Raw genomic sequence first — 25,516 nt, 5'->3', positions numbered from 1 at the left:
TCGGCTAACTGCTTCATAGCGAATCCCTAGCTGAAGAGTGGGTGAACTACCTACTGAGTTTAGTTATTGAGGCTAGTTACTGCGTCGCGTTACTGAGCCACGTTATTTGAAGGAAGGTGAAGTGTCTCTTCATCGGCAGGCGCGACTTCAGCGCTTTGGAAAGAAGTCAGAGTCGTCGCGGTAATGCAATGCGAGCAGGACAGTGACCGTGAAAATCTTCTCTATAAGACCGAGCTCGGTGTCTAGTGTGCGGAGTAGCAAGCTTCGAGTGGAGTTGTGTTGACTCGCGACTCAGTCGCTGACGCCAAGCTCAAACCGAGCGCCAAATAGAGGAGCTTGAATCCAGTGTAGCAGACGAAATCCAGAGCGGCGGGGAAGCTTCGGGAGGGTGAACGGCAGTTGGTAGGTAGCGGATAGCCTAATCTTGGGAAGCGTGTTTTTGGAGCGTGATCGGCGGCTTTTTGATTCGCATCGGAGAATAGATCCTCCTGCAACGCTCGCGACTACATGGGCTTGCCGAGCGCGTACTTCATGGCGTGTTGCGATTCTTGCGACAGGAGAGTCGTCGTGCGGCAACCGCGCAGACGGATGCTTCCTATTCTCTGCACGCACTGAATTGGCGCCAGGTCACAATCCTCTAGATGATACGCAGGCCATGCTCCGAAATATTTAGGGGCGAAAAACATCCCCGGATATGTCGCGACACAGCAGGAACAGATGTTTCGCACCGTCATAGCGGGATCGAAGGCCGGCGTCTTCTCGGACTGCCGGAACCTCTCCCTGAGACACCTCACTGAGTGCGAAACAAAGACGGCTGGATAAGGAAATCGTCGCGGTTCTTGTCTGCAATCCATTGGGGCGCCCGCCCCCTTCCGCTCCACGTAGCCCCGGTGGCCGGGTCGCGGTACTTTGCGTTCGGGACCGGAGGCACCATTCGGGCATGAGCTTGGGTACCTATCAGCTCCTGCAGGGAGATTTTATATTCCCGCATTTTCGCAACGATCTCGCGTAGCGCGCGATCCGCTTCTTGCTGACGCGCTTGCTCCAATTCCTGTTGAAGCGCTTCGCGCTGCGCCAGTAGTTCCTTCAAACCAGGCATTACCGTTTCCATAATTGTCGAAATAAATTGGCGGAGTTTGACACAGCCACGTGCCCCTGATCACCAAATATTAACCGCTAATGCCGCGACTGGATAACGGCGATCAAGCAGACGCGGCGCGCGCGTATCGGGCAGTCGTGTCCCAAGTGGAGCTTGAGCCGCGGCTAGGTCTGTTGATCATACGGGCCCTTAATATCACAAGCCCCCATCTCAAGCTCGGTCGACACTCGACCAACGCATACCCAGCCCGCGCTAAACAACGTTCCTTTCAACAATGGGACGGCATTCGAGCACGCGCTCCCAGCTCAGCGACGCCAAGTCGAGCGACGTGTACTTCCCGGAGAGAATCAACTCGCTCACGCCGCGACCGGTGGCCGGCCCTTGCTGGAGCCCATGACCGCTGAAGCCATTTGCGAACACACAATTCTCGATGTCGGGGTGATGCCCGATAATTGCATTCTGGTCGAGCACGTTGTACTCGTAGTAGCCGGACCAGCAGTTTTCAACGCGCAGGGCTTCGAATTCCGGAACGCGGTGAGCAAGCGTCGGCCAGATGACTTCGTCGAAGATTGCGTGGTCGACTTCGTCCAGCGGCAGGTCGTCCGGGTCATTGTCTGCGCTCGGCGACGTACCGCAAATATACGTCCTCCCCTCAGGGCGAAAATAAACCCCGGTCGGATCGATCAGCAAAGGGCAGTGTTGCAATCTCGCAGGAGACGACACGTTGAAGATGCTCCGGCGCCGCGCAAAAACAGGGATGTCGATACCCATCATTTCCGATACCTTGCGCGCCCACGCACCTGCGGCATTAACCACGGTGTCGCAGGCATAGGTCTCGCCATTGCTCGCCACGGCGTGCGTGACGCGTCGGCCGTCCCGTATCAGTCCCGTCACATCCGCAGCAATGTACCGCGCGCCCAGCGACTGTGCTTTTTTTCGAAGCGCCTGCACGAGACCGTAGCCGTCGAACCACCCTTCTCCGCTCTCGCCGAACGCACCGGCTACGAGGTCTTCGACATTCAACCAGGGGAACTTCGCGTGCAGCGCGTCCCGTCCCATGAGCGTGATATCCGCTCCGAGCTTCCTTTGTAGCGCGTGGTTTTCACGAAGCGTTGCGTCCCCGGCATGAGTGGCGAGGAAAAGATAACCGCCTTCGTGAAGATCGATAGCCGGCTTGAAACCTTCCACTTCAAGAATGTCGCCAATACCGCGAAGAAACTCGATGCCATACAACGACATTTGAATGGAAAGCGGCGTGGAGAACTGCTGCCGGATCGATGCAGCGGACAGTGCCGACGATGACTTCGCATAGCTCGGGTCGCGCTCAATAACGGTCACATCGACCGTCGGGTCTGAAGCACGCAGAAAATAGGCGATGGAACTACCAATGACCCCGCCGCCAACTATAACGACCTTAGAACTCACGACTCACTCCAAATGGTTGTAAACAAACGGCTCGCGTTCGCGAACACGTTCTCTTTGCATATTTCCCTAAAGCCGCCTTCGCGCCTCATCACAAGTGCCGCAAATTGATACCGTAGCACCAGAGTCCTCACGTGGGTAGATTTAGCATTTCCGCAAGCTGCGCAATGGCTTCTCTCCATGGGGCGTCAAAGTGACTCGCCTTCAAATGATCAAGTCCGGTCTTGGTAAATGTCCGCTCGGTCGCAATGCCAGCAGAGATATCAAGAAGGCTCGTCTTCGGCACGCTTAAGGCAAAGTTGGCTGGGCCCGCAATATTGCCAAGCGTCAGCGCACGGGCAGCGTCCGGCTCAAGACCATGCAGTGCAAGCTCGGCCGCAAGCGCATGGGCAAGGTCGTATATCCACGTCGATGCGCAGAGGGATACGATCGCCGTGTTAAACGCAGCCTCGTTTGGCAATGCAACGACATTCCCGGCGCAAGAGAGCAGCGGCATCAGCGCCGGCGCGGGCGGATAGAGCGGTATGGGCCCCGGCGCGATTTCTATATAGCTCCCCGGCATGATGAGATGGAGGTCCCCAACCCCAGGCAGCAACGCTTGCAGGTCGTCGAGGCGGATACCTGCCATTGCAGAAAGGACGGTGTGGCGATGCTCCCAACGCAGATTCGCCAACGCGACCTCTGCATGTTCCGGTCTTACGCTCACGAGCACTACGTCAGCGCCAGCCAACACCTCGTCGGTAGATGCCGCGACCACACAGCCGTGATTGCGCGCTAGCGTGCTGGCGATGTCGGCATTGCGTGGCGAGAGCAAGACCTTGCCGTCGTATCCCCCTCGACGAAGCGCGGCAATAAAATAGGAAGCGAATTGCCCCGTTCCGACTACGCCGAGAGTGATCATGGATGCGTCCGATATCTGCATGGTTACGCCGACACCACCACCGTATTCCGATAGATCAGCATAACTACGCATCCATTTTCCGACGCCGCCGTATGGAGCGTTCCAGGCGAGCGCACGCAGTACTGCCCACGCAGGTAAGTGCGCGCCTCATCCGAAAACTCACCGTCGAGGACATAGATCTCCTCGAACAAGTCATGACTGTGCGAGGCCGCCCTTGCGCCAGGCTCGACTCTCATCAAGACAGTCGATTCACCAGTGGATGGATTCTCGAACAGCGTCACGATATCGAATCCCGGGGTATCGGACGGCTGCCATTGAAGATCTCTCGCATCGAGAAAATGCGAACCCTCCACATCAGGACCCAACGCCACGCCCACGGCTGAGCTGATCATGCCCTCCTCCTCGATGTCATTGAATCAACCGCGGTTGGCCAACATCGGCGGCTGACGGCTCCAGACCGTGCGCTTTCAAAATCCGCGCGATATCGCCAGACTTGTGCAGATCAGCGATGTCAGCACTCAAGGCATCGCCAAGCGCTTGATTCGACTTCGTGTACGGAAATGCAGTCTGACCCGGTTGAACCGATGCCGGGACCCTGGGGTCCGGCTTCACAGCCATAATCTTGATCGACGAATAACCGCCCTTTTTCTGGTCGTATTGCGCGACGGCGTAGCTGTCCGTGCCCACGTCAATCCGGCCTGCCGCCAGATCCTGAGCCATGGCAACCGGGTTGGGATAAAGCGTCACCGAACTCCCGAGTACCTTCTGGAGGTCGCCTGTCCAGAGATAACCCTGAACCGATCCAACGCGTTTGCCCTGCAAACCCGTGATTGTGTCTATACCCTCCTTGGAGATGACGCCCATCTGATCGAGGTACATCGGGCCACTAAGCCCCAAGACCTTCGCACGGTCGGCCGTTCTGTACCAGTCACCCATTCCGATGTCCGCTTTCCCCGACACGACCGACTGGATGACCGCTGCCGGATCCACCGTGCTGATAGAGAGCTTCAGGCATTCCTTCGCCGCGATGAGCTTGACGATATCTCCGTCAACGCCGCCGATATCCGTGCTGCCTGCTGGAATTGAATACGGCGGAAATACCCATGCTGCAACCGATAAAGTACCGGACGTAATGGTCGGAAACGTATGAGCCGGCTTGCACTGATCCGCGAAAGCAGAATAGGTGACGCAGGATAAAAGGAGACCAGTGCACAGCCTCCTTAAGAATTTCGCAGACGTTTTCATGTCGTTTCCTATTGTGGCTTCAGTGGAGGGATATTCACAGGCAGCTAAGCGGCAAAGATGGAGCGAATCTATCGAACGGCATGACGTCCCAATCGTCGTTCCAGTACGGAGACAAACAGCGTTGCGGGAATGCAGATGACAGCGAACATCAAGCCAGCAAGGATCAGCACCGGCATATATTCAAAGGTCGTGGACCCGATATTCGATGCCCGGCTGACCAGCTCGGGAAGCGCGATCGTGAAGCAAAGAGACGTTGCCTGAAGCATCATTATCGAAAACCCGAGAAGCGCGGGCAGCGCAACTCTCAGGCCTTGCGGAACGATCACAAAGCGCAGTGCGTCGAGGCCGTTGAGCCCAATCACTAGCGCAGCTTCTTTTTGCCCATACGGGACGGCCTCGAATCCGGCCCGGATGATTTCGCTTGTATAGGCGCCTGTGCAGCACGCGAGCGCAACCACCGCCGACGCAAACGATGTCAACGTAAGACCGGCTGTCGGCAAGCCGAAATAAACAAACTGGAGCAGGATGAGAACCGGCGCCCCTCTACCGATTTCAACGAACGTCAACGCGGTGAATCTGATTGCCCTCGACTTGGCCGGCACCGCAAGCGCGAGCACGAGCCCAAGCGGAATGCCTATCGCAAGGCTCAGAGCGCTCACCTCAAGTGAAAGGCCATAACCGCCGATGAGCTCCGGAAGCCAGCCCTTCCAGAGGTTGAGGAGCTCCATCATCTCGATACCCTCGAACGCAATTGAACGTCGGTCCAGCGCGACAACCAGGCGATCGGCAAACTCAAAAGTATGTAGAGAAGCGCCGCAGCCGCGTAGACGCTCAGCCCGCGAAACGTCTGTTGAGAAATGTGATACGACTGGTAAGCCAGGTCAGTTACACCAATCGTCGACGCAACGGCGGAGTCCTTAAGCAAGCCAATAAGATAGGTAGCGCCCGACGGCAATGCGATCCGCATCAACTGCGGCAGGACGACGTCACGAAACTGTTGGCTTCTGGTCAGGTTCAACACCTTTGCCGCTTCGAACTGACCCGGGTGAATTGCCGTCAGCGCGCCTCGATAAATCTCGGACATATTGGCGGCGGTCACCACACCGAGGCCCACCACGGCTGCGGTAAACGGGCTCATGGCTATGAGGCCGTTGCCAATGCCGAAGAACACAAAGAATAGCCAGACGATGGGTGGGATCGATCGGCAGGACACCACTATCGCTGTCGACGTCAATCGCAACGCGCCGATAGTCGACAAGCGCATCGCGCAAAGCGGCAATCCGAGTGCCGCGCCCACAATAAACGACGCCAGGGTGAGCGCAATTGTCCACGGGACACCATTCAAGATTGCAGTGAGATCCATGATCATTACCGGTCCCTCACTGCGCTTAGGAACCGGGCTGCGCGTTCGGTCTTCGGTGCGCGCATGATTTCGGCGCTGGGTCCTTCTTCGAGTATGTGACCTTCAGCCATCAGGATCACGCGGTCCGACACGTTCTCTGCAAAATGCATTTCATGGGTGACGACGATCATCGTCATGCCCGACAACGCAAGTTCCTTCATGACCGCCAGCACTTCGAGACCCAACTCCGGATCGAGTGCTGATGTGGGCTCGTCGAACAACATGATCTCCGGTTCGAGGGCCAACGCACGGGCAATCGCGATCCTTTGCTGCTGACCGCCAGAACACCGCGCGGGATACTGGCTCGCTTTGTCTGCCAGGCCAACGCGCGCGAGAAGATCCATCGATCGCACGTCCGCCTCCTTTCTGGAGCGCCCCATGGTGCGCTCCTGCGCAAGACTGACGTTGCGCAACACGGAGAGATGCGGAAACAGGTTGAAGGACTGGAACACCATGCCGATCTTCCGGCGCAATGCGACGAGATCTCGCCGGGTCGCTGGGCGTTCGGCGTCGATCGTTACGCCTCCGATTGTCACCTTGCCTTCGTTCGGCGGCTCGAGTTGATTGATGCACCGAAGCAACGTGCTTTTTCCGGAACCGCTGGGACCAATGACTGCGATAACCTCTCCGGCTTGCATCTGAAAGGTGATGTTCTCGAGTACCTTGTGCGTGCCATACGTCTTGCTCACCGATTCAACGCAAAGTATCGGCTCGCCCGTTGCTCCCGTGCGCTTCAAGGCGACCGGATCGGACTCTAGAAAAGGAGACGCGATACTATTCATGGAACTCACTCCGTGAACTTCGTGCAAAGTCGGTCCCGGTCGCTTGGGCGTTCAACACTGCCTTCCAAGGCCGCCTCGCAGCACCACTCGAATAGTTAATTTGACTAAGCCAAAAAGCAGACCTCAAGTGATGCTTTCGCACCATGTAGTGCAAAAATTGAATCAACTATTCGTGAGCTGGCTTCGCGGGGTTTTGCTCAGCGTCTTCACCACTCATGGCGAAACTGCATTAACTTGTTCAGCACCTGATCGAGCAAGGCGCGCTCCGATGCGCTCAACCCACTCAGCATGGTCGACTGCCGCTCGATCGCAACGGGCACCACACGTTCATAGAGCTTCCGCCCGCCTTCGTTCAACATGAGCGAGCTCTCACGCCGATCAAGCGGGTTGATCTTGCGGCGAATCATTTTCCTTTCGCTTAGTCGCGTTACCGCACGGCTGATGCTGTTTTTCGGACGGCCGGTCACCTCGCAAATGGTCTTGGCAGCCATTGGACCGTAGGAACTCAGGCAGCTCATCACGTTAAACTCGTCACGGCCAACATCGAAGTCACGACTCATCGCTGAAAAGCACGGCTCCGTGTAGTAGTTCGACCAGAGTGTGAAGCGCCATGCATCGCTGATCGGTCCATTGGTGACGACCGCAGCGAACACGTCTTGTGCCTTGACGGTGCTATCGGACGACTTCAGTTCCGCTTCCTGAACATCCTCAACTGTACTAACCATATCTGTTTATCCTCGAATACAACAACCAGGAAAACCCATAAACAGACCGCATCTGAAAATACGGGAGCCAGCGCTCTCTCCCCTACATCAACGAAAGGACTCGGACAACCACTCCGCCACCATCAGATCCAGATGCCCGCCGCCACCGTTTTTGAACAAGGTAATTTCTTGCGGGTCGCGTCGCCCGGGAACCTGCTTTCTGCACAGGTCAAAGAGGTCTCCCCGGATGTCCAACAAGGTGATGGTTCCGTTCTTCAGAGGTTGAACGATGTCGCCGCAATGCTCAGTCGTGAGCCCTAGATGGTCTACAAAAACGCTTGATCGAAGAATGGCGGCGTCGTTTGTCTCGCGCATGTCGGGAGTGAAGCCACCGACAAGATCGACATGACACCCAGGCTTTAGCCACTTCCCGTCAAGCACTGGCGTAGACGATGACGTCAGGCACACCACGATGTCGGCGTCTGCGACACTCGCCTCAAGATCATTCGACACCTGAAAATTGACGGGCAGAAAACGCTCTTCTACCAACTGCTCTGCGCGACTTCGATTCCGGTTCCACACGTCGACCCGTTCGATGCTCGGGCAAACGGCATGCAGGTAGGTCAGATGGGTCCTGGCCTGCGCGCCGGCGCCGAGCACGACCACTTTCGTCGGGTTGACAGGAGCGAGGTACCGCGCCGCGAGCGCGGAATCAGCCGCCGTCTTGCATCGGGTAAAGCTCTCTCCCACGATAAAAGACCTGAAGTGCCCATCCAACCGGTCGACCAGCGCAAAGGCGGAATGAACCGTAGGCGAAGGCTGGCTCAACTGCCCGTTGTCGGGAGAGATCGAAACAATTTTCGCCCCCATTGATCCGTCCGCCCGTGCGCCCGCCCAGATGAGCAACTCGGCGCTGGGCCGGTCGTCCCTCGAGATCGGCGTATGCAGCCGGCCGATCGTTTCGTAGCCCTCCCGATGCTTCTTTTCCATTGCATCGATCAGTGCAAGAGGGCAAATCCGAGCCAGCACCGAGTCGGAATCAATCACGCGAGGAAGGGTTTCGGTCATTATGAGTACCGGCGGCCTAGCAGCGGACTGTGCGAAAGGACAATCGAACCGTTCGCGGTAATCAGCACTTGCTCTTCAAGCTTGACACCCTCTTTACCGCCCTGCTCGCCGATGTAACTCTCCACCGACACGACCATGTTTTCCTGGAAGGTTCCGTCGTAGCCCCAGGCGTCGAAGTCGACGGCATAGGCGACACTCGGATATTCATCCACCAGTCCGACACCATGCAGCATCATCATGTACCGGTTATGCACGTAACGCTCGGGAACCGGCCAGCATTGTTCGGCGAATTCGCGGAAGGAAAGCCCCGCGCGAAGCAGCCCTACGTTGTGCATGATCTGGTCCTCCGCGAAGCCGAGTAGATTCCCCTGGCTTGCCGCCATACCGCGCCCCGGACAAACAAAACTTCGGGAGATATCGGACAAGTAACCACCGGGGCCGACCATATCCGTGTCGAAGCAAACCATGTCTCCCGCCTCGATCACCCGGTTCGTTGCATCCTGGAACCAAGGGTTGGTCCGCGGCCCGGAATTCAGCAATCGGCTTTCGGCCCACTCGCCTCCATGCGCAATGTTGGTCTCATGCAGGATGCTCCATAACTGGTTCTCGGTCACACCGGCTTGAAGCGACTCGACCATGCGCGATATGGCCAGATCGCACACTGCCATGGACACCTCGTGCTGCGCGATTTCCTCCGGCGACTTGATCAGCCGCGCTTGCTCGGTGAGCGGCTGCGCATCGAACAATTCGATGCCATGCGCCTTCAGGCGCTCTGCGCCCCAAGGATCGCAGCGATCGACCGCAAGCCGGCGGTTACCCGCGCCGTAAGTAGAAACCAGGTCGGCAATTTCCCTGGCCCATAACGTCGCCTTTTCTTCGACTCTCGGACCGGCAAGAAAGTACAACCACGGAATGGCAGGACGTATCTCGTCGATGGTCTCAATGCCTTCGCTATTGTGTCGACTGCTAACGAAGTCAAACAGGATAACCGGCCCGTCTGTAGCGATATAGACGTAACGGCTCGGCGAATGCATGACCCAGAGCCCAAGATTGTTCGTGTCAGTGGCGTAGCGGATGTTCAGCGGATCCGCCAGCAGGATCCCGCCGTAATCATGCGAACGCAATTGCGCGCGAATTCTCTCGAGACGATACGCGCGGAGCGAACGCCGATCGATGCTCTCAGCCCTTTCAATCAGAGACCAGTCGACAGGCGCGATCTGGTGACCCTTGACCGCCTGACCCTCTCGATACTCGCGGCCGTCGCGAGGACGTTGAAAGCTCAGGCCGGAAAGGCGCGCGTCACGATCCATGGTTACATCCACCCGTTTTCGAAGGGCCGCGGCTTGTACGAATTCGTCGAATGCCGACCACCGATAAATTCAGATTAGTCCCACGTGGAACCATGTGTCAAGGTATCAAAAACGCCGATATTGCGCGGATCGCATGCTCTATTTTTGAAGCGTTCACGTAATAGACGCACGCGCCAGAAAATTCATAGGCGTTACAACGCTAACCAAAATGATTAGTTATCCAAATCTCTGTAAAACCCAATACGGGCTGCAAGAAAACAGCCCTCTCCCTACAGATCCTTGACCAGACGAAGCGCATCGTAGATTGCCGCATGCGTGTTGCGCGCGGCCACTGCATCGCCTATACGGAAAAGCTGGAACGCGCCTTCCGGGTTCGACTTGCGCGACTGTTTCGTCCCGCCAATAAGATCGTCGTAATCGAGCGCACCGAGGTTGCTCGACAAGGGCTTCAGTTCAAAATACAGATCGTCCATCGGAATGGTTCCGTGGTTCACCACGACCTGGTCATGACGTTGCTCGTTGCGGATGCCGCCATAGTCGCTGCCCACGACCGCGACAAGCCCGTTATCGTCGCGATGTACCAAAGCGAGCCGGTACGTTACCGTGAACTTCACATCCAGCTTCTGCAGCGATCGCATATAGGGCACGAGGTTCATGCTCATCACTTCGGGCGAGAACGAGCGGTCCGGCGTCATGATCTCGACCTTCCCTCCGGCTTGCGCAATCACTTCGGCTGCCTGCAATGCCGCGTGGTCACCCGCGTCGTCGAAGATCAGAACGTTCGAGCCAGGCTTGACGTCGCCGGAGATGATGTCCCAGGTCGATACAACCAGCTCGTTTCCTTCGCGCAAAACGTCGGTGTGGGGCATGCCCCCCGTTGCCACGATCACCACGTCCGGCGCTTCGGCTTGCACGGTCGCCGGCTCGGCCCACGTGTTGAACTTGAACGTCACCCCGAGCCGTTCACATTGGGACATCCGCCAATCGACGATGCCAATCATCTCCTTGCGCCGCACGTTCTGCGCGGTCAGGCGGATCTGGCCGCCCGGGTGGTTCGTGGCCTCGATCACGACGACCTCATGCCCTCGCTCACCGGCCACGCGGGCTGCCTCCAGTCCCGCCGGGCCAGCCCCGACGATCACCACTTTGCGCCGGGTCGGCGCACGCGCAATGTCGTGCGGCATGGTGGTTTCGCGGCCCGTGGCGGCATTGTGAATACAGTACGCCGCGCCGCCCTGATAGATACGGTCGAGGCAATAGTTCGCGCCCACGCACGGCCGGATATCGTCTTCCCGGCGCTCGATGATCTTGCGAACAATGTGCGGGTCAGTCATGTGCGCGCGCGTCATGCCGACCATATCGATCTTGCCTGACTCAATCGCATGCCGCGCCGTCGGCACATCCTGGATTCGCGCTGCGTGAAAGGTGGGGAACTCGGTCGCCTTCTTGATCTCGCCCGCGAAGTCCAGATGGGGCGCACTTTTCATGCCCTGGATCGGGATGATGTCGGTCAATCCGGCATCGGTTTCCAGATGGCCGCGGATCACGTTAAGGAAATCGACGAGGCCGCTTTCTTTCAGCTTCTTCGATATGTGCAGCCCGTCCTCTTTCGTGAGCCCGCCTTCGATGATCTCGTCGGCGGTGTATCGGATACCGAGCAGGAAGTCCGGACCCACGCGTTTGCGCATAGCCGTCAGGACGTCGAACGTGAACTTCATCCGGTTGTCCAGCGAGCCGCCGTAGGGCGCATCCAGTGTGTTCGTGAGGGGCGACCAGAACTGATCCATCAAATGTCCGTAGGCTTCCAGTTCGAGCCCGTCAAGACCGGCCGCCTTCATTCGCTCGGCGGCGTCCGCATAGTCCTTGATGATGCGCTCGATATCCCAATCCTCGAGCTTCTTCGGAAAGGCGCGGTGCGCGGGCTCCCGATTGTGCGAGGGGGACACCGCCGGAAGCCAGTCGCCCTTGTCCCAGCGCGTGCGCCGTCCGAGGTGCGTCAACTGGATCATGACCGCCGCGCCGTGCTCGTGGCATTCATCGGCGAGATCCTTCATCCAGTGCACGACCTCGTCCTTGTACGCGAGGACGTTGTTGAATACCGGGGGGCTATCTTTCGATACCGCCGCCGACCCGGCCGTCATTGTGAGCGCGATGCCCGCCTTCGCGCGCTCGACGTGATACGCGCGGTACTGCTCCTTCGGCATGCCATCTTCCGCATACGCCGGCTCGTGCGACGTAGTCATGATGCGGTTGCGAAACGTCAGATGTTTGATGGTGTAAGGCTGCAGGAGCGGGTCACTAGACGACATGGCGTGGCCTTTGACAGTTTTGTTTGGGGGACGCAATGAAGATTATTCACTCTGTACATCTGTGTCAAGTATCTCGACTACAATGAACATTGGTTTGCTGCGATGGTCATCAGCGTTCAGTCGCGTGGCGGACTGAGAGGCCGAATGGAAGTCGAAAGCGCTTTGACCGATGCCAGTCGAGAAGCCAGAATATCGACGCTTTCGTGATGTGGCGCCGCTCTGCGGCCTGACGATTCCGGCCGTTTTAAGGAACTACTACCTATGGATCAACCGACTGCCGACGCGGGACGCGGGTCGCCCGAAGCGTGGCTCGAGGTCGCTTACGACAGCCTGCGTGACGCCGGCGTCGATTCCGTGCGCATCCTCCCGTTGGCCAAGAAGCTGAATTTGTCGCGAACCAGTTTCTACTGGTTTTTCAAGGACCGTGAGGAGTTGCTGGCTGCGTTGCTGGAACGCTGGCGCGCCAAAAACACCGGCAACTGGGTCAAGCAGACTGAGGCTTACGCCGAAACAATCTCCGAGGCGGTTCTGAACGTATTTGATTGCTGGCTAGATGATCGGATCTTCGACTCGCGGTTTGAAGCGGCTATCCGAAGCTGGGCGCTGCAGTCGCCTGAGATTGCTGCCGAGATCCAGACTGCGGACCAGCTTCGCATCGCTGCGCTCACCCGGTTATTCGAGCGCTATGAATACGAACCGATCTCGGCCGATGTGCGCGCGAGGGCTATCTACCTGACGCAGATGGGGTACATTTCAATGAAAAGCGAAGAGGAATTATCAGTACGCATGATGCGTATTGCTGAGTACGTCGAGGTCTTTACGGGCCGGCGGCCGGAGGACCGCGAACTCGATCGGTTTTTTATGCGGCATGGTTATCAGCCGGCTTGATCAGTTAAGCGGCATCGATAAAGTAAGAAATCCACGCGATCAAGCGCCACTCCCTTCCCTTCTTTTGATGCATTTCCTGACAGACCATTGACAGCTTCGAATCGTCCGCTAAAATAGCACTCTTCGCTGTATCGGTTGGCCCAGGTGGCGGAATTGGTAGACGCACATGGTTCAGGTCCATGCGCCGCAAGGTGTGGAGGTTCGAGTCCTCTCTTGGGCACCAACAAGAAGTTAGCAAGACAGTCGGCGCAGTAAAAGAAAAACCCCGCAAAGCTTTTTGCCCGCGGGGTTTTTGTTTTTCGGGCGTCCAATGCGTCCACCATAATGCGGTTTACGCGGGCTTTGCAGCGCCCTACGGTATCACTGACTTTACGCTTCCGTCACGAACGTCTTCTCGGCACGATTCCGCAAACTCGATTTATCGATGTCTCGACTTTACGGAATGTCAGCAGTCCCGTTTCAATTGCCCTCGACTTAGCGATGCCGTAAGCGGCCGACACTACGCAATAGTGACGTTTCCACCGGAATATCGCGGCTTTCTGGCATTCGAATTTGGCACTTAACCAACAGACTGTCCAGCACAAGCACGCCCTATATTAGAATATCCCAACGCTCATTTTCGCGGCCGCCTTCAAGGCGCGATTTAAGGTCTAAAGCCGTCGCATTTCCGCCGATCAAGCTGCATCGGTTAGCCGCATCATGGTGTCATACGTCAAAAATTCTGAGGGACAATCGAATGTCAGCAAACAGTGCGCGACTTCTTTTAGTAGACGACGATCCGTCGACAATCCGAATCATGGGGCAGATGCTTGCCGCGTATCCTGATCAACGGTTCGCCACTTCAGGCGAAGCTGCCATTGAGCTTGCAAAGGATTCGCCCCCTGACCTTATTCTCCTCGATGCCGATATGCCCGGCATGACCGGATTCGACGTTTGCGAAGTCCTCAAGGCCGACGCAAATCTGGCGCACGTGCCCATTATTTTCGTGACGAGCCATGACGCGCCTGCGCTCGAAGTCGATGCACTGAGACTCGGTGCCGCTGATTACGTCACAAAACCGCTTGTCGCCGCACAACTCACGGCCCGCGTGCGCGCCCAGCTCCGCGTAAGACAGATCGTGAAAAATATTGATCAGGACTGTCGAGCGGGCACCTTGCGCACATGGCCAGTGACGCCGGAAACGCCGAACCTGCTGATTATCGAAGATGATCCTTCCACTATTCAGCTCATGCGGCGAGCGCTCGAAAATACAGGCGCCTTACATTTTGCGGCCAACTGCGAAGAGGCATTGCAAAAAGCGCATCGCCACGCGCCTACCCTCATTCTTCTCGACACCCACCACTCGCATAACGACGGCTTTGAGATTTGCGCGGCGCTGAAAGCCGTAGTCGCGCTCGAACACGTGCCGATTGTTTATATTGCACCGGCCGCCGATGCCGACGCTGAACAGCAAGCCCTCGACCTTGGCGCAACCGATGTGATCGCCAAACCGTTCAAACCCGTCGTCTTGCAAGCCCGGATTCAAAGCATTATTGACACGGTGCGACGTATCGAAGCGGAAGTTCGCGGGATTATCCAATATTGGAAAACAGCGGACAGTCATTCGTCGCAAGCAAGGGCAAGCGAACGCAAACAATCGGTATAAAGGCTGAATGGGAGACGCTCCGCTCTTGACGCGTGAGTCGAGAGCGGAGCGCAGCATTAGCAGCGTTAGCCAAGATTTCGCAGCCGAGATTCCAAACCCGACTTATGACGTCGACAACGCGCAGACACGCGCACGACCCGTGCGCTTCGCTTCGTAGAGTTGTTGGTCTGCTGCCTTCAATAATAATTCGGGCGTAATGGAAGCCGTCGGCACCATTGAAGCGACGCCCAAAGAGATGGTCACGACCTGATCGACGTCGGAGCCAAGATGCTCCACTCTCAATTCGCTCACGCGCGTTTGCATTCTTTCCGCTATGGCGCTCGCTCCTGCGAGTTCGGTTTTAGGCAAAAGACACCCAAACTCTTCACCGCCGTACCGCGCCAGCTTGTCATACGGACGTCGAAGCGTTTCAGCCAGAGCCTTCGCGACGAGTTTCAGGCACGTGTCACCCGCCTGATGGCCATAACGATCGTTATAAAGCTTGAAATAGTCGATATCGATCAGAATCAGCGAAAGAGGCGCAGTTTCCCTGAGGCACTGGCGCCAGTCAGTCTGCACATCCTCGTCAAACTTCCGACGATTCGCCACGCCCGTCAATCCATCGAGTAATGCGCTTGCGCGCAGCAAATCACCCTGAAGTTTAAGGGTCAAATGGGTGCGTACACGTGCGCGCACGATCACCGGGTTGATAGGTTTCGTGATGAAATCAACCGCGCCTAATCCCAAGGCGATGACTTCATCCGCCTCGTGATTCTGCGACGTCACGAACATGATCGGAATGGCGTTGGTCAGCGAGTCGGCCTTGAGCCGCCGGCATACCTCATGACCATCGATATCCTCCATCACTACGTCCAGGAGGATGAGATCGGGCAACTCAGCGCGGCAGATTTGAATGGTCTGCGCACCGCTCGTTGCCATGAATACGTCGCACTGGTCGCGAAAAAGCTCGTATAGAACACGAATGTTCGTCGGCTGATCGTCGGCAATCAGGATCTTGGGACGGCGATTCGCATGAAGTAACCAGCTTTCCAGAATATGCTCCATTTGTCACGATCGCTCCAGCATGTCGCGTGCGCTGAGCGCCGCGACTGCGAAATCCAATTCCCTTACCTGCATCAGGAACTGATCGAATTGAGTCCGTTGTTCCGAAGCCGTGTGAGCCACCAACGCCTCGGCAAGCGCGATAGCTTGCAGATTCGATGACTCGAGAAATGCCACTATCTCGTTGAGCCGCAGCTTCCATTCTGCCAACGGCAATGCCACCTCGGTGACCGGCACCTCGATTCTGGCATCGCCGAAATCACGTGCCAATGCAATTACACTGTCCTGGAGCAGCGCTCTTAGATCCGCAACGCCCTCGTCGGTGATCACGTCATTCGTTGCCAGGACATCGGCGTGGCGCAGATCGTATTCGAGTTGGCCGGCCCGCGCAGAAAGCGCGCGTGCGCCGACTGTCCCGGCGGTCCCTTTGATTGCGTGCAGCAGCGAGGCAGCGTCAAGAGGATCGCTCTGCGCGATTTGCTGGCTAAGCAACGCTAACTGCTTTTCCGTTTGAGCCCCAAAATTAGCCAAAACACTGTTGATTAACGCAATATTGCCACCAAACCGCGCAACAATCGACGCTTTCGTTTCCAGCAGCGGCTCGGCAACGACGGCTGCGCCGGACTTCGGATGACCGGATGCAAGGCCGAGCGAGATTTTTTTGCCATCGATTTGAGCGTGCAGCGCCGCGACCAGCTGCTCGACATCAATGGGTTTGCCCACGTGATCGTCCATGCCGGCGTTGAGACAGGCTTGCCGATCCGCATTCGATGCATTCGCCGTCATCGCGATAATGGGCAGCGAGGCGAAGCGCGGATTTGCACGAATGCGTCGCGTGGCTTCGAATCCGTCGATATCCGGCATCTGGATATCCATCAGGACGGCATCGAACGGAGTGCCCGACGTCGTCGCTCTTTTCACGCCTTCGATCCCGCCCTCGGCCAGTTGTACCTGGGCGCCCTCTGCTCTCAGCACGCCCTCGGCAACCTGACGGTTCAAGGCGTTGTCTTCAACCACGAGCAGATTCAGTCCGGCGAGGCGAGCCGCGGGTTTGGCCGCCGGCTCCTCGATCTCGGCCTGATGCGTGTCCCCGGCGTGCAGCGCACGCAGTACGACTTCGTTCAACTGCTTAGGCGTGATCGGCTTGGTCAGGAAGCCTGCAAAAGGCGCCTCTCCGCTGTCGCGTGCCTCAGCCAGCACCTCGCGCCCGTAGGCGGTGACCATCACGACCACGGGAAGCGGCAGGCTGTCTTTCGCGCCGCGAATGAGCCGCGCCGCGTTCAATCCATCCAGGTCCGGCATGCGCCAATCCATTAACACGACGTCATAAGGTTGCCCGGCGCGTACCGACTCGCTGATCTGCTTGACGGCGTCGATACCCCCGCCCACCAGGTCCGCTTGCCATCCAAGCGCCGCGACCGTTCGAACCAGCAGTTCTCCTGCCATCTGGTTATCGTCGGCTACCAGCAACCGCAATTGCCGGTTGATGACAGGTGCATCGGCGGCCGGATGCGCGCCATCGACGCCAAGCGTGATGTCGAACCAGAACCGGCTGCCAACGCCTACTTCGCTTTCAACCAGCAGGTCGCCACCCATCAATCCGACGAGGCGCTTGCAAATAACCAATCCCAAACCTGAGCCGCCAAAACGGCGGGTCGTCGATGTCTCGGCCTGATTGAAACCCTCGAAAATACGACCGGTCTGCTCGTCGCTGATGCCAATGCCGCTATCGGTGACCGCAATTCGTACGCGGACAGCCGCATCCAGACGTTGCAGCAACTCGACGCTGACGATGACTTGTCCGGTCAACGTAAATTTGAGCGCATTGCCGGCGAGGTTGATCAAGACCTGTTGCAGGCGAAGGCTGTCGCCGATCAGGGACTCAGGGAGAGCCGAATCCAGATCGAACAGGACCTCGACGTTTTTATCGCCCTGATTGCCGGACAAGACTACGCCCAGATCCTGCATCAGCGGTTCAAGCTCGAACGGATGGACGTCGAGTTGCAGCTTGCCCGCGTCGATCTTCGAGTAGTCGAGAATGTCGTTTAGCAGGCTAAGCAAGGACTTCGCCGCTGTCTGCGCCTTGCTGACATAGTCGCGCTGACGGAGATTGAGGTTGCTTAGCTGGACCAGGTGCAGCATGCCTAAAACTGCGTTCATCGGAGTCCGGATTTCGTGGCTCATGTTCGCGAGGAAGGACGACTTCGCAGCACTCGCTGCATCGGCCTGCTCCTTCGCCTCGCGCAAACGCAATTCGAGCTGATGCTGGTCGGTAATGTCGCGGTTGATTCCTGTCATTACCTCTGGCGTGCCATTCGCGTCCCGCTCGACACGGATGCGTGACTGGATGTACCGGATCTGGCCGCCGGGAAGCGTGATTCGGAACAACGGCAACTCGTCGCCATTGCCCTCAAGCGCGGCATTGAGCGAATGCATCGTGGCGTCAATATCAGCCGGGTGCACGCGCATGCGCCAGTGTTCAAAATTCAGGCCGTTATTGAGCAGGGTCTTTGGTTGTTCGTAGATATCGAACATGCGCGCGTTCCAGTGGAGCGCGTTGTCGGCAAGATGCCACGACCAGATACCGAGCTCTGCTGTCTGGGCTGCCAGTAACAACTGGTCTCGCGCAGCGGCAAGCTCTGTGCGTTGTCCGTGCTGATCGGTGAGATCCGTGATGACGCAGACGAAACAAAGCTCTCCGGCGAGGACCATCGGCGCGGTGGAAACATGCGCCGGAAAAATCGAGCCGTCCGCGCGCAATCCCGCCAGTTCCCGGCCACTGCCGCCGCCCGTCCTTCCTTGTTGCTTGAACTGCGCGATATAGTCGTTGTAAGCATCGACGAAGTTATCGGGGACCAGCGTCCTGATGTTTTGCCCGACCAGCTCGTGCGACGCGTAGCCGAAGGCCTTTTCACCTGCAGGATTGAGCGAGCGCACAACCCCCGTGCCGTCGATGGTGAGAATCGGATTGATCGCTGTATCAAGGATTGCACGCGTGATGTCAAGGCTGGCAGCAAGCCTCTCTTCCGCCGCGGTCCTCAGCCCGATAAGCCGGATAAGCCGGAAACCAAAAAACGCCAACGCGATAACCAGCGCGCCTACGCCCGCCGAATGCCAAAGCGTATCGGTCCACCAGCCGGCCAATATTTCTTGCTGCGATAAAGCCGCGGCGACGAAGAGCGGATAGTCCTGCAGGCTTCGATAGCTATTAAGCCGTACCACGCCATCTTGAGATGACTTTGTAAGGAAGGAGCCCGACTTGTTTAGCTGGTGAGCGTGAAAAAGAACCGTCTCCGATACGTCCGCGCCCTGGAATCGGCTTTCGAACGGTCTGCGCACGACCATGCGCCCGTTATCGAGGACCAATGCCGCAGCGCCGGCATGGCCGATATCCAGGCTGTCATAGAATCGTAAGAAGAAGTTGATGTCGATGGTCGCCACAACGACGCCGGCGAACTTACCGTCGGTGTCATCAATACGCCGCGACACCGGAACGACCCACTTGCCGGTCGCACGGCTAAGCAACGGGACACCGACGCGGGTAGCGCGATCATCGTGAGTCCGGTGGAAGACAAAATAGTCCCGGTCCGCGTTGTTATAACTGCGCGGTTTCCCAGGCTCGGTGCTCAAGATCAGTTGACCGTTCCGATCGAAAACGAACAAACCATTGAGTTGCGGAAGCTCGCTCAACCGGGACGCAAACAATTGACGAAGCCGTTCCAGGGGAACCGGGCCGGTGCCATCGTGTTCAACGCGCTCGGCAATGCCCCTCAGTGCTATGTCGGACTCTTTGATCGTGTCGTTAGCGTGCTGCGCCATTGCGCGGGCAAGATTCGCGGTGGCCGACGTCATTTCCTTCAACTGCACTTGTCGGGCAGCCACACTGCGCCAAATATCCGTGCCCACGAGCAAAGCGCAGACAACGACGATAAACGCAGTCATCCGGATCGTGAGCGAATGCTGTTTTGCCACTGTACGACCTCAAAGTATCAAGCTGGTTCTAGACTGGTATATGACTTTACGGCAAGAGTCGATGGCACTTTAGAAAATTGGCCGAATCTTCCGGAGATCGGGCAGAGAGTGGGACGAGTAATCGGCAATATTGCCCGCCCGCACTGAGCCGCCAATGGCAGAGGCAGGCCGCGTCCAGGTCTTTGCCTGGACCCTTATGGCGTTGCACGCGCCAACCGGGTCGGTCGCTCTGACCCGCCTCATCCCTCTTCCTCGATCCGTGTCATATCATCGCCACGAAGGGCGGTTACGGTGCTGTACCTACACTAATAACTCCCCTCCACGATGTCGTCGACGTCCGAGCACGGCCGCGAGAAGCACAATGCCGCCTTCAAGGCGGCCCAGGTGAGCGTCCTGTTAAACGCGGCCTTGATGGCCATGCAGATTGCCATCGGCTGGCTCGCTTTCTCGGACGGTCTGCTCGCCGACGGCGTTCATACGCTGGCGGACCTGGCAGCAGATGGGATGGTGCTGGCGGTCTTGCGCCTGAGCGCGACGGCCGCGCACCGGAGCGTCAACGATCAATATGATCGCTACGAAACCATAGGATCACTATTGATCTCCTTCCTCTTGATCGCAACCGGAATGGAAACCCTTTGGAGCAGCCTCGGGCACGTGGCCAACGCGGCGACTAATTCCAGCGTTCACGCGAGCGCGCTGGTCGTCGCGGTGTTTGTGATCATCGCCAAGGAAGCGCTGTTCCGGTACATCATGTCGGTCGCTAAACGCACCCGTTCCACCCTTCTCGTTGCGAGCGCCTGGCATGCGCGCTCGGACGCAATCTCGGCGCTGATAGCGGCGGTTGGCATCCTGGGCAGCATGGCCGGGCTGGCGATATCGGATCGCCTGGCCGCTGCCGTCATCGGCATCATGATTGCGCGCATGGGCTTCAACCTCGGCTGGAAAGCCTTCAAAGACTCCTTCGATCGACCGGCCAGCGAAACCGCCGGGCAATAGATCCGCCCTTCACTCTCTGATTAGTCAGTGTGCCCGAGGTCCAGCGTGCTGCGGCTATAGACAGTCGCAATGCATCGCTGCAATACTCGGCGCGGACACTCGGCATGCGCTTTCATAATGCAGCGCATAGCCGAGATCATTCACACTGCACAAGGAACATCACGAAATGAACGGAAGCGGGTTGAGCAACGCAGAATTCCCGGTGCAAAAACAACTCGAGGCTTATAACGCCCGGGATATAGAAGACTTCATGCAGTGGTGGGCCCACGACTGTGAATACTATGAGTTCCCTTCGCGTTTGCTGGCTAGCGGAGCAAACGAGATTCGCGAACGGCACGTCGCCCGCTTCAGCGAAACCAATCTTCACGGCACGCTCGTTAAACGGATATCGGTTGGCAACATGGTGGTCGACCAGGAGATCGTTACTCGCACCTTTCCGGACGGTCCCGGTGAGATCGACGTGGTCGCTATTTACGAAATCGAGAACGGGAAAATAGCCAAGGCATGGTTCAAGATGGGCACGCCGAGGCTGCGTACTCCTGAGACGCGATGACCGCTAAGCTGCGAACGTGATCTGGGGGCGGCCCAATTGCGGCCGGCCCCCAAGTGAGCATTGTTAGCCCTGCTTGCGCCATCGTGAAGCCTCTGCAAACTTTGGCGAGCAAGCGCCCTTGTACCGGCGTCAGCTCTTAGTACCGCGTTACCCTTCCCTCGTCCGGAATCTTGAACACCGATACCGCCGCCTTCAGGTGACGCGTCTGCTCATGCAGCGACGCGGCCGCCGACGCCGCCTGCTCCACCAGTGCCGCGTTCTGCTGCGTCATTTCATCCATCTGCACTACAGCCTGATTGACCTGCTCAATACCCGTGCTTTGCTCAAGCGATGACGCGCTGATCTCGGCCATCATCTGCGTGAGGCGCGAGATTGACGTCGATACGTCGCGCATTGCCTGACCGGCGCGTCCCGCCAGCGCCGAACCATCGTTGACCTGCGAAACCGATTCACCAATCAGCTCCTTGATCTCCTTGGCCGATTGCGCGCTGCGTTGCGCCAGCCCACGCACCTCGCTGGCCACGACCGCGAATCCGCGACCCTGCTCACCCGCACGCGCCGCCTCAACGGCCGCATTCAACGCAAGAATGTTCGTCTGAAACGCGATACCGTCAATCACCGAGATGATCTCCGCGATCTTGTCCGAGCTTCTGGCGATGCTGGTCATCTTCTCGACCACCTGATCGACCACGCCCGTGCCGCGTGATGTCGCAGTCAGCGCGTCGCCTGCAAGGCTGTTCGCATCGCGGGCATGCTCGGCGTTCTGGCGCACTGTCGCGGTCAGTTCCTCCATGCTCGATGCAGTCTCTTCCAGCGATGCAGCCTGGTTCTCCGTGCGAGCCGACAGATCCGCGTTGCCTGTGGCGATTTCATCGGCGCCAAGATTGATCGAGTCCGATGATTCGCGCACCGTCTTCACCGTGTGCGCGACGCTTGCCTGCATCGACGCGAGACCCGCGAACAAGCGGCCAATTTCGTTGCTGCCACGATCGGCAATGTGCTCGTCGAGCTTGCCCTCGGCAATCTGTTCGAAGTGACGGCCGGCCTCTTCGAGCGGGGCAACCACTGCGCGGCGCAACGCGACGTGTACGAACACGACACCGGCCACGAGCGCCGCGAAAATCGCCAGACCGACGCCGCGGAAAAGACCAAGCCGGGCATCGATGGAATCGAGATACGACTGGCTCGCGGCGTCGCCAAACCGGGCAAAATTTTGTTGCTCGGCAAGGTAGCGGTCCTGGAACCCTTGGGTCGGTTGATCGAGGAACGCCTGCAGATTGTTGGCGTCGAGGTATTGCGTCAGCTCACTCAATGCACCGTGATACACCTGGAATTTTTCCTGCAATGCGGCCGTGCGCGCCCGGTTTTCATCGCCGGTCTTGGGCGCATTGACGAAGGCGGTGAACGACTTGTCCGCAACCGCCAACTGCTCGCGCGCATGCTGGACAATGTCGACCGGTTCAGTGCCGCCACGCGCCATGCGGGTGCCGGCGCGCGACAGGTTGATCCGCGCATCCATCAGTCGCTGAGTGGTTTCATTGACCTCGTTGACTTGCTTGAGTGCGATGTTTGACAGGTTATCGACATCTTCGTGAGTGGCGGTCAGCGACCAGAAACCAAGCCCTTCGGTGACGACCTGGAAAAGACAGAACACGACCAGAACGACCAGAAGGCAGGTGGAAACACTCGCTTTTTTAAACATAATGACGACTCTTCGTAACGTTGAATTTGATATGGCCCTTCAACGTGTCTTAGAGTGTCAAACAATAAAACTCTTTCTGCAGCACTCATCCACCGCGCCCGTTCGCGACGGAACAAAACGGCGTGGAAGTGTCATTGGATGCGGATCGAGAAAGCTATTGCAGGATGGTCGTCGAGTGACTAATCAATGGATCTAAGACAGCGTTGAAACCAGGCAGGCTGGCCCCTTGTTAACGGCGGCATCGACGGATACTTAAGCTTGCGAAAGGGGTTCGAGGGTTTTTTGAATTTAGTCTGAACCGGCCCCAAAAATGCCGCTCCTGACAAGATCTGACAGGGCGAGCAGCTACACTCTCTTTCCGGTGTTGTGAAAGCCGCGCTCATGATGAACTTCGGCGCCGGATCATCAACATCATTTGCAGCCGATAGCACCGCCTTGCAAACCCAGTACAACTCCAACAAGAAAACGATCACGATGTCGGACACCGAAACCACCGCACTGAAAGAGATCTTCAACGAGCGCCGATTCCGCGATATGGCGCTCGACGTCAAAGCGGTTTATCCCTCATTCGACACGCGGCGGTTTCTCAAGATCTCGCTCGCCGAACTCGACGACCTGACGCTGATGCAGCGTCTGCGCCGCATGACTCAGGCGCTGCGTGCCACCCTTCCTGCGGACTATCGCCAGGCGCTTGAGGTTCTTCGTGCGCTGGCACTGCGCATCGACAACGGATTTGCAACGCTTGTCCTTCCCGACTACGTTGGACAATACGGCTTGGACGACTTCGATGTATCGATGGACGCGCTCAAGTTTTTCACGGCCTTCGGCTCGTCCGAGTTCGCAGTGCGCGAGTTCCTGCGCAAGGATCTGAAGCGTGCGCTTGCCATCATGGAAATCTGGTCACGCGATGACAGCGACGCCGTGCGCCGCCTCGCGAGTGAAGGCAGCCGTCCGCGCTTGCCATGGTCGTTCCGGCTCGATGCAATCCTGGTTGATCCTTCGCTGGCCGCGCCAATTCTTGAAAACTTGCGCTCGGACACGAGCCTATATGTTCGCAAGTCAGTCGCCAATCATCTGAACGATGTGACCAAGTCGCATCCTGAGTGGGTGCTAGACCGGCTGGCGACGTGGCCGATCGAAAACGCTCACACAGCCTGGATCGCTAAGCGTGCGCTGCGCTCACTGATCAAGGCCGGCAACGGCCGCGCGTTGACCGTGATTGGAGCGGGCGGCGTACCCGATGTAAAGGTCAGCAAGTTTGCCGTGACGCCACGCCAGGTTGCGTTGGGCGAGCGCGTGACCTTGTCATTCGAACTTGCGTCCAAGTGTCCGGACAGCCAGCGGCTGGTGATCGACTACAGGATGCATTACGTGAAGAAATCCGGCGTGACGGCCGCGAAGGTATTCAAGCTCAAGGAGTTGACGCTCGACGGCGGCCAAAAAGTAGCAATAGAACGCACGCAGAACATTCGGGACTTCACCACGCGCGTGCATTATGCCGGGCGGCACGACGTCGAGATCCTGGTGAACGGCGTATGCCTCGCCAAGGGATATTTCGATCTGAGTTGCTAGCGTTCAACCATCAGAGGCCGCGGCAAGGTCCTCAACCAGCGCGCGCTCCGGTCGTTGCAACGCCTTTAGATCGCGAACGCAGATCAGGAGCCGGCGTGTGGCCCAGGGGTCGGTCAACTCCACCGTGTGCACGCCCGGCGTCCCTCTATAGCGCTTCGCAGCGGTTGCCGGCACGATCCCCACGCCGGCCCCTTGCTCGACCATGCAGCATATGTTTTCGAAGGTCCGCACCCGCGCGCGAAAGTAGAATTGCTGCCCGGCAAACAGCGCCTGCTCGCCCAGATACTCCTGGAGTGCACTGCCTGCGCTCAAGCCGATGAAGTCTTCCTCGACCACATCCCCGAGCGCGACACGACGACGCCCGCTGAGCGCATGGTCGCGCGCGACGATCAAAACCAGTTTGTCCGTTGCGAACGGAAATGTCTGCAACGTCCCGTGCTCGACCGCATCGGAAACAATGCCTATCTCCGCGGAACCACTCAGGACGGCCTTGATGGTCTCGACGCTCTGCCGCTCCTTCAAATCGATGTGCACGTTCGGGTGATGCCGAAGAAATCCGCCAAGCGGACGGGGCAGGAATTCCGTAACGGCCGCGGTGTTCGCCCACACCCGCACGCGCGTCCTACGGGCCTCGGCGTGCTCTCCCAGTTCACCCTGCATCCGCGCAATCTGGCCGAGTACCAGACGCGCGTGATGCGCCAACGTGTCGCCTGCCGGCGTGGATTCAACGCCACGGCGGCCTCGGTCCAGCAGCGGCAGGCCGAGTGCGTCCTCCATGCCGCGCAAACGGGCACTGGCCGACGGCAGCGACATGTTCGCCTGAGCCGCGCCATGCGTGATGCTGCCGGTTTCAAGGATGTACAGGAACAGGCGCAGGTCTATCAGATCGAAGCGCATGGCCGGGG

The 25,516-nt window shown here is 58.0% G+C and carries 21 protein-coding genes and 1 tRNA gene; 6 read left to right on the top strand and 16 right to left on the bottom strand.

All coding sequences use genetic code 11. From position 1 onward, the window contains the following. Positions 1 to 790 precede the first annotated feature (790 nt). The 12 genes from GSQ93_RS04545 to GSQ93_RS04490 all read right to left on the bottom strand — a co-directional run bounded on the left by GSQ93_RS04545 (position 791) and on the right by GSQ93_RS04490 (position 12,242). Complete coding sequence (locus tag GSQ93_RS04545) at positions 791 to 1,099, bottom strand: H-NS family nucleoid-associated regulatory protein (protein WP_158934417.1); 309 nt, start codon at positions 1,097 to 1,099, stop codon at positions 791 to 793. 252 nt (positions 1,100 to 1,351) lie between these two features. Beyond that, positions 1,352 to 2,524, bottom strand: a complete 1,173-nt coding sequence (locus GSQ93_RS04540) for an FAD-binding oxidoreductase (protein WP_158934416.1) — start codon at positions 2,522 to 2,524, stop codon at positions 1,352 to 1,354. Positions 2,525 to 2,651: 127 nt separating this feature from the next. Beyond that, positions 2,652 to 3,494 (bottom strand): NAD(P)-binding domain-containing protein, encoded by an 843-nt coding sequence (locus tag GSQ93_RS04535; protein ID WP_158934415.1) that lies wholly within the window; start codon positions 3,492 to 3,494, stop codon positions 2,652 to 2,654. Continuing rightward, a complete protein-coding gene (locus GSQ93_RS04530; protein ID WP_158934414.1) occupies positions 3,446 to 3,814 on the bottom strand; it encodes a cupin domain-containing protein in 369 nt (122 codons plus the stop codon). The genes GSQ93_RS04535 and GSQ93_RS04530 overlap by 49 nt, the downstream gene beginning before the upstream one ends. A gap of 16 nt (positions 3,815 to 3,830) precedes the next feature. After that, on the bottom strand, positions 3,831 to 4,667 hold the full coding sequence (locus GSQ93_RS04525) for an ABC transporter substrate-binding protein (protein ID WP_158934413.1): 837 nt from the start codon (positions 4,665 to 4,667) through the stop codon (positions 3,831 to 3,833). A 68-nt stretch (positions 4,668 to 4,735) separates the two neighbouring features. Next, a complete protein-coding gene (locus tag GSQ93_RS04520; RefSeq protein WP_158934412.1) occupies positions 4,736 to 5,398 on the bottom strand; it encodes an amino acid ABC transporter permease in 663 nt (220 codons plus the stop codon). Further along, positions 5,395 to 6,030: an amino acid ABC transporter permease gene (locus GSQ93_RS04515; protein WP_254073741.1), complete on the bottom strand. Its 636-nt coding sequence runs from the start codon at positions 6,028 to 6,030 to the stop codon at positions 5,395 to 5,397. The genes GSQ93_RS04520 and GSQ93_RS04515 overlap by 4 nt, the downstream gene beginning before the upstream one ends. Positions 6,031 to 6,035: 5 nt before the next feature. Continuing rightward, positions 6,036 to 6,851 carry an amino acid ABC transporter ATP-binding protein gene (locus GSQ93_RS04510; protein WP_301952044.1) on the bottom strand — a complete coding sequence of 272 codons (816 nt, stop codon included), beginning with the start codon at positions 6,849 to 6,851 and terminating at the stop codon, positions 6,036 to 6,038. 206 nt (positions 6,852 to 7,057) lie between these two features. Beyond that, a complete protein-coding gene (locus tag GSQ93_RS04505) occupies positions 7,058 to 7,576 on the bottom strand; it encodes a MarR family winged helix-turn-helix transcriptional regulator (protein ID WP_158934410.1) in 519 nt (172 codons plus the stop codon). A gap of 87 nt (positions 7,577 to 7,663) precedes the next feature. Continuing rightward, positions 7,664 to 8,623 carry an ornithine cyclodeaminase family protein gene (locus GSQ93_RS04500; RefSeq protein ID WP_158934409.1) on the bottom strand — a complete coding sequence of 320 codons (960 nt, stop codon included), beginning with the start codon at positions 8,621 to 8,623 and terminating at the stop codon, positions 7,664 to 7,666. Continuing rightward, positions 8,623 to 9,933 (bottom strand): Xaa-Pro peptidase family protein, encoded by a 1,311-nt coding sequence (locus GSQ93_RS04495; protein WP_158934408.1) that lies wholly within the window; start codon positions 9,931 to 9,933, stop codon positions 8,623 to 8,625. The genes GSQ93_RS04500 and GSQ93_RS04495 overlap by 1 nt, the downstream gene beginning before the upstream one ends. A gap of 269 nt (positions 9,934 to 10,202) precedes the next feature. Then, complete coding sequence (locus tag GSQ93_RS04490; protein ID WP_158934407.1) at positions 10,203 to 12,242, bottom strand: NADH:flavin oxidoreductase; 2,040 nt, start codon at positions 12,240 to 12,242, stop codon at positions 10,203 to 10,205. A 261-nt stretch (positions 12,243 to 12,503) separates the two neighbouring features. Here GSQ93_RS04490 and GSQ93_RS04485 point away from each other — a divergent pair, with 261 nt between their 5' ends. The 3 genes from GSQ93_RS04485 (at position 12,504) to GSQ93_RS04475 (ending at position 14,775) form a co-directional block, all read left to right on the top strand. Next, positions 12,504 to 13,130 (top strand): TetR/AcrR family transcriptional regulator, encoded by a 627-nt coding sequence (locus tag GSQ93_RS04485; protein ID WP_158934406.1) that lies wholly within the window; start codon positions 12,504 to 12,506, stop codon positions 13,128 to 13,130. Between the two features lie 138 nt (positions 13,131 to 13,268). Further along, positions 13,269 to 13,353 (top strand) — tRNA-Leu (locus tag GSQ93_RS04480). 513 nt (positions 13,354 to 13,866) lie between these two features. Continuing rightward, the gene (locus GSQ93_RS04475) at positions 13,867 to 14,775 is read left to right on the top strand and encodes a response regulator (RefSeq protein WP_158934405.1); all 909 of its coding nucleotides are present in this window, start codon (positions 13,867 to 13,869) and stop codon (positions 14,773 to 14,775) included. Between the two features lie 102 nt (positions 14,776 to 14,877). On the opposite strand, the gene GSQ93_RS04470 is transcribed toward GSQ93_RS04475, so the two are convergent. Beyond that, the gene (locus GSQ93_RS04470; RefSeq protein WP_158934404.1) at positions 14,878 to 15,819 is read right to left on the bottom strand and encodes a diguanylate cyclase; all 942 of its coding nucleotides are present in this window, start codon (positions 15,817 to 15,819) and stop codon (positions 14,878 to 14,880) included. A 3-nt stretch (positions 15,820 to 15,822) separates the two neighbouring features. Further along, positions 15,823 to 19,788, bottom strand: coding sequence for a response regulator (locus GSQ93_RS04465; RefSeq protein ID WP_254073740.1), 3,966 nt, complete (start codon positions 19,786 to 19,788; stop codon positions 15,823 to 15,825). Between the two features lie 324 nt (positions 19,789 to 20,112). Between GSQ93_RS04465 and GSQ93_RS04460 the strand changes: the two genes are divergently transcribed. Next, positions 20,113 to 20,784 carry a cation diffusion facilitator family transporter gene (locus tag GSQ93_RS04460; protein ID WP_158934403.1) on the top strand — a complete coding sequence of 224 codons (672 nt, stop codon included), beginning with the start codon at positions 20,113 to 20,115 and terminating at the stop codon, positions 20,782 to 20,784. 166 nt (positions 20,785 to 20,950) lie between these two features. Next, a complete protein-coding gene (locus GSQ93_RS04455) occupies positions 20,951 to 21,337 on the top strand; it encodes a nuclear transport factor 2 family protein (RefSeq protein WP_158934402.1) in 387 nt (128 codons plus the stop codon). Between the two features lie 136 nt (positions 21,338 to 21,473). Here the strand turns inward: GSQ93_RS04455 and GSQ93_RS04450 are convergent, their stop codons facing one another. Next, positions 21,474 to 23,039: a methyl-accepting chemotaxis protein gene (locus tag GSQ93_RS04450; protein ID WP_158934401.1), complete on the bottom strand. Its 1,566-nt coding sequence runs from the start codon at positions 23,037 to 23,039 to the stop codon at positions 21,474 to 21,476. 474 nt (positions 23,040 to 23,513) lie between these two features. Here GSQ93_RS04450 and GSQ93_RS04445 point away from each other — a divergent pair, with 474 nt between their 5' ends. Beyond that, entirely contained in the window at positions 23,514 to 24,611 is a 1,098-nt protein-coding gene (locus GSQ93_RS04445; RefSeq protein WP_174254576.1) for a DNA alkylation repair protein, read from the top strand. 3 nt (positions 24,612 to 24,614) lie between these two features. On the opposite strand, the gene GSQ93_RS04440 is transcribed toward GSQ93_RS04445, so the two are convergent. After that, the gene (locus GSQ93_RS04440) at positions 24,615 to 25,508 is read right to left on the bottom strand and encodes a LysR family transcriptional regulator (RefSeq protein WP_158934400.1); all 894 of its coding nucleotides are present in this window, start codon (positions 25,506 to 25,508) and stop codon (positions 24,615 to 24,617) included. Between the last annotated feature and the right edge of the window lie 8 nt (positions 25,509 to 25,516).

Origin of the sequence: Burkholderia sp. S171 (assembly GCF_009766085.1) — a bacterium.
In the GTDB taxonomy this organism is placed as follows: domain Bacteria; phylum Pseudomonadota; class Gammaproteobacteria; order Burkholderiales; family Burkholderiaceae; genus Caballeronia.
This window is presented reverse-complemented; position numbering and strand designations above follow the sequence as displayed.

What these genes read in the sequence shown, in the direction of transcription:
- GSQ93_RS04440 (WP_158934400.1), bottom strand. Translation starts at nt 25,508, where the DNA reads ATGCGCTTCGATCTGATAGACCTGCGCCTGTTCCTGTACATCCTTGAA.
- GSQ93_RS04515 (WP_254073741.1), bottom strand. Translation starts at nt 6,030, where the DNA reads ATGGATCTCACTGCAATCTTGAATGGTGTCCCGTGGACAATTGCGCTC.
- GSQ93_RS04495 (WP_158934408.1), bottom strand. Translation starts at nt 9,933, where the DNA reads ATGGATCGTGACGCGCGCCTTTCCGGCCTGAGCTTTCAACGTCCTCGC.
- GSQ93_RS04445 (WP_174254576.1), top strand. Translation starts at nt 23,514, where the DNA reads ATGTCGGACACCGAAACCACCGCACTGAAAGAGATCTTCAACGAGCGC.
- GSQ93_RS04500 (WP_158934409.1), bottom strand. Translation starts at nt 8,623, where the DNA reads ATGACCGAAACCCTTCCTCGCGTGATTGATTCCGACTCGGTGCTGGCT.
- GSQ93_RS04450 (WP_158934401.1), bottom strand. Translation starts at nt 23,039, where the DNA reads ATGTTTAAAAAAGCGAGTGTTTCCACCTGCCTTCTGGTCGTTCTGGTC.
- GSQ93_RS04545 (WP_158934417.1), bottom strand. Translation starts at nt 1,099, where the DNA reads ATGCCTGGTTTGAAGGAACTACTGGCGCAGCGCGAAGCGCTTCAACAG.
- GSQ93_RS04455 (WP_158934402.1), top strand. Translation starts at nt 20,951, where the DNA reads ATGAACGGAAGCGGGTTGAGCAACGCAGAATTCCCGGTGCAAAAACAA.
- GSQ93_RS04535 (WP_158934415.1), bottom strand. Translation starts at nt 3,494, where the DNA reads ATGCGTAGTTATGCTGATCTATCGGAATACGGTGGTGGTGTCGGCGTA.
- GSQ93_RS04475 (WP_158934405.1), top strand. Translation starts at nt 13,867, where the DNA reads ATGTCAGCAAACAGTGCGCGACTTCTTTTAGTAGACGACGATCCGTCG.
- GSQ93_RS04485 (WP_158934406.1), top strand. Translation starts at nt 12,504, where the DNA reads ATGGATCAACCGACTGCCGACGCGGGACGCGGGTCGCCCGAAGCGTGG.
- GSQ93_RS04510 (WP_301952044.1), bottom strand. Translation starts at nt 6,851, where the DNA reads ATGAATAGTATCGCGTCTCCTTTTCTAGAGTCCGATCCGGTCGCCTTG.
- GSQ93_RS04460 (WP_158934403.1), top strand. Translation starts at nt 20,113, where the DNA reads ATGTCGTCGACGTCCGAGCACGGCCGCGAGAAGCACAATGCCGCCTTC.
- GSQ93_RS04490 (WP_158934407.1), bottom strand. Translation starts at nt 12,242, where the DNA reads ATGTCGTCTAGTGACCCGCTCCTGCAGCCTTACACCATCAAACATCTG.
- GSQ93_RS04520 (WP_158934412.1), bottom strand. Translation starts at nt 5,398, where the DNA reads ATGATGGAGCTCCTCAACCTCTGGAAGGGCTGGCTTCCGGAGCTCATC.
- GSQ93_RS04470 (WP_158934404.1), bottom strand. Translation starts at nt 15,819, where the DNA reads ATGGAGCATATTCTGGAAAGCTGGTTACTTCATGCGAATCGCCGTCCC.
- GSQ93_RS04525 (WP_158934413.1), bottom strand. Translation starts at nt 4,667, where the DNA reads ATGAAAACGTCTGCGAAATTCTTAAGGAGGCTGTGCACTGGTCTCCTT.
- GSQ93_RS04530 (WP_158934414.1), bottom strand. Translation starts at nt 3,814, where the DNA reads ATGATCAGCTCAGCCGTGGGCGTGGCGTTGGGTCCTGATGTGGAGGGT.
- GSQ93_RS04505 (WP_158934410.1), bottom strand. Translation starts at nt 7,576, where the DNA reads ATGGTTAGTACAGTTGAGGATGTTCAGGAAGCGGAACTGAAGTCGTCC.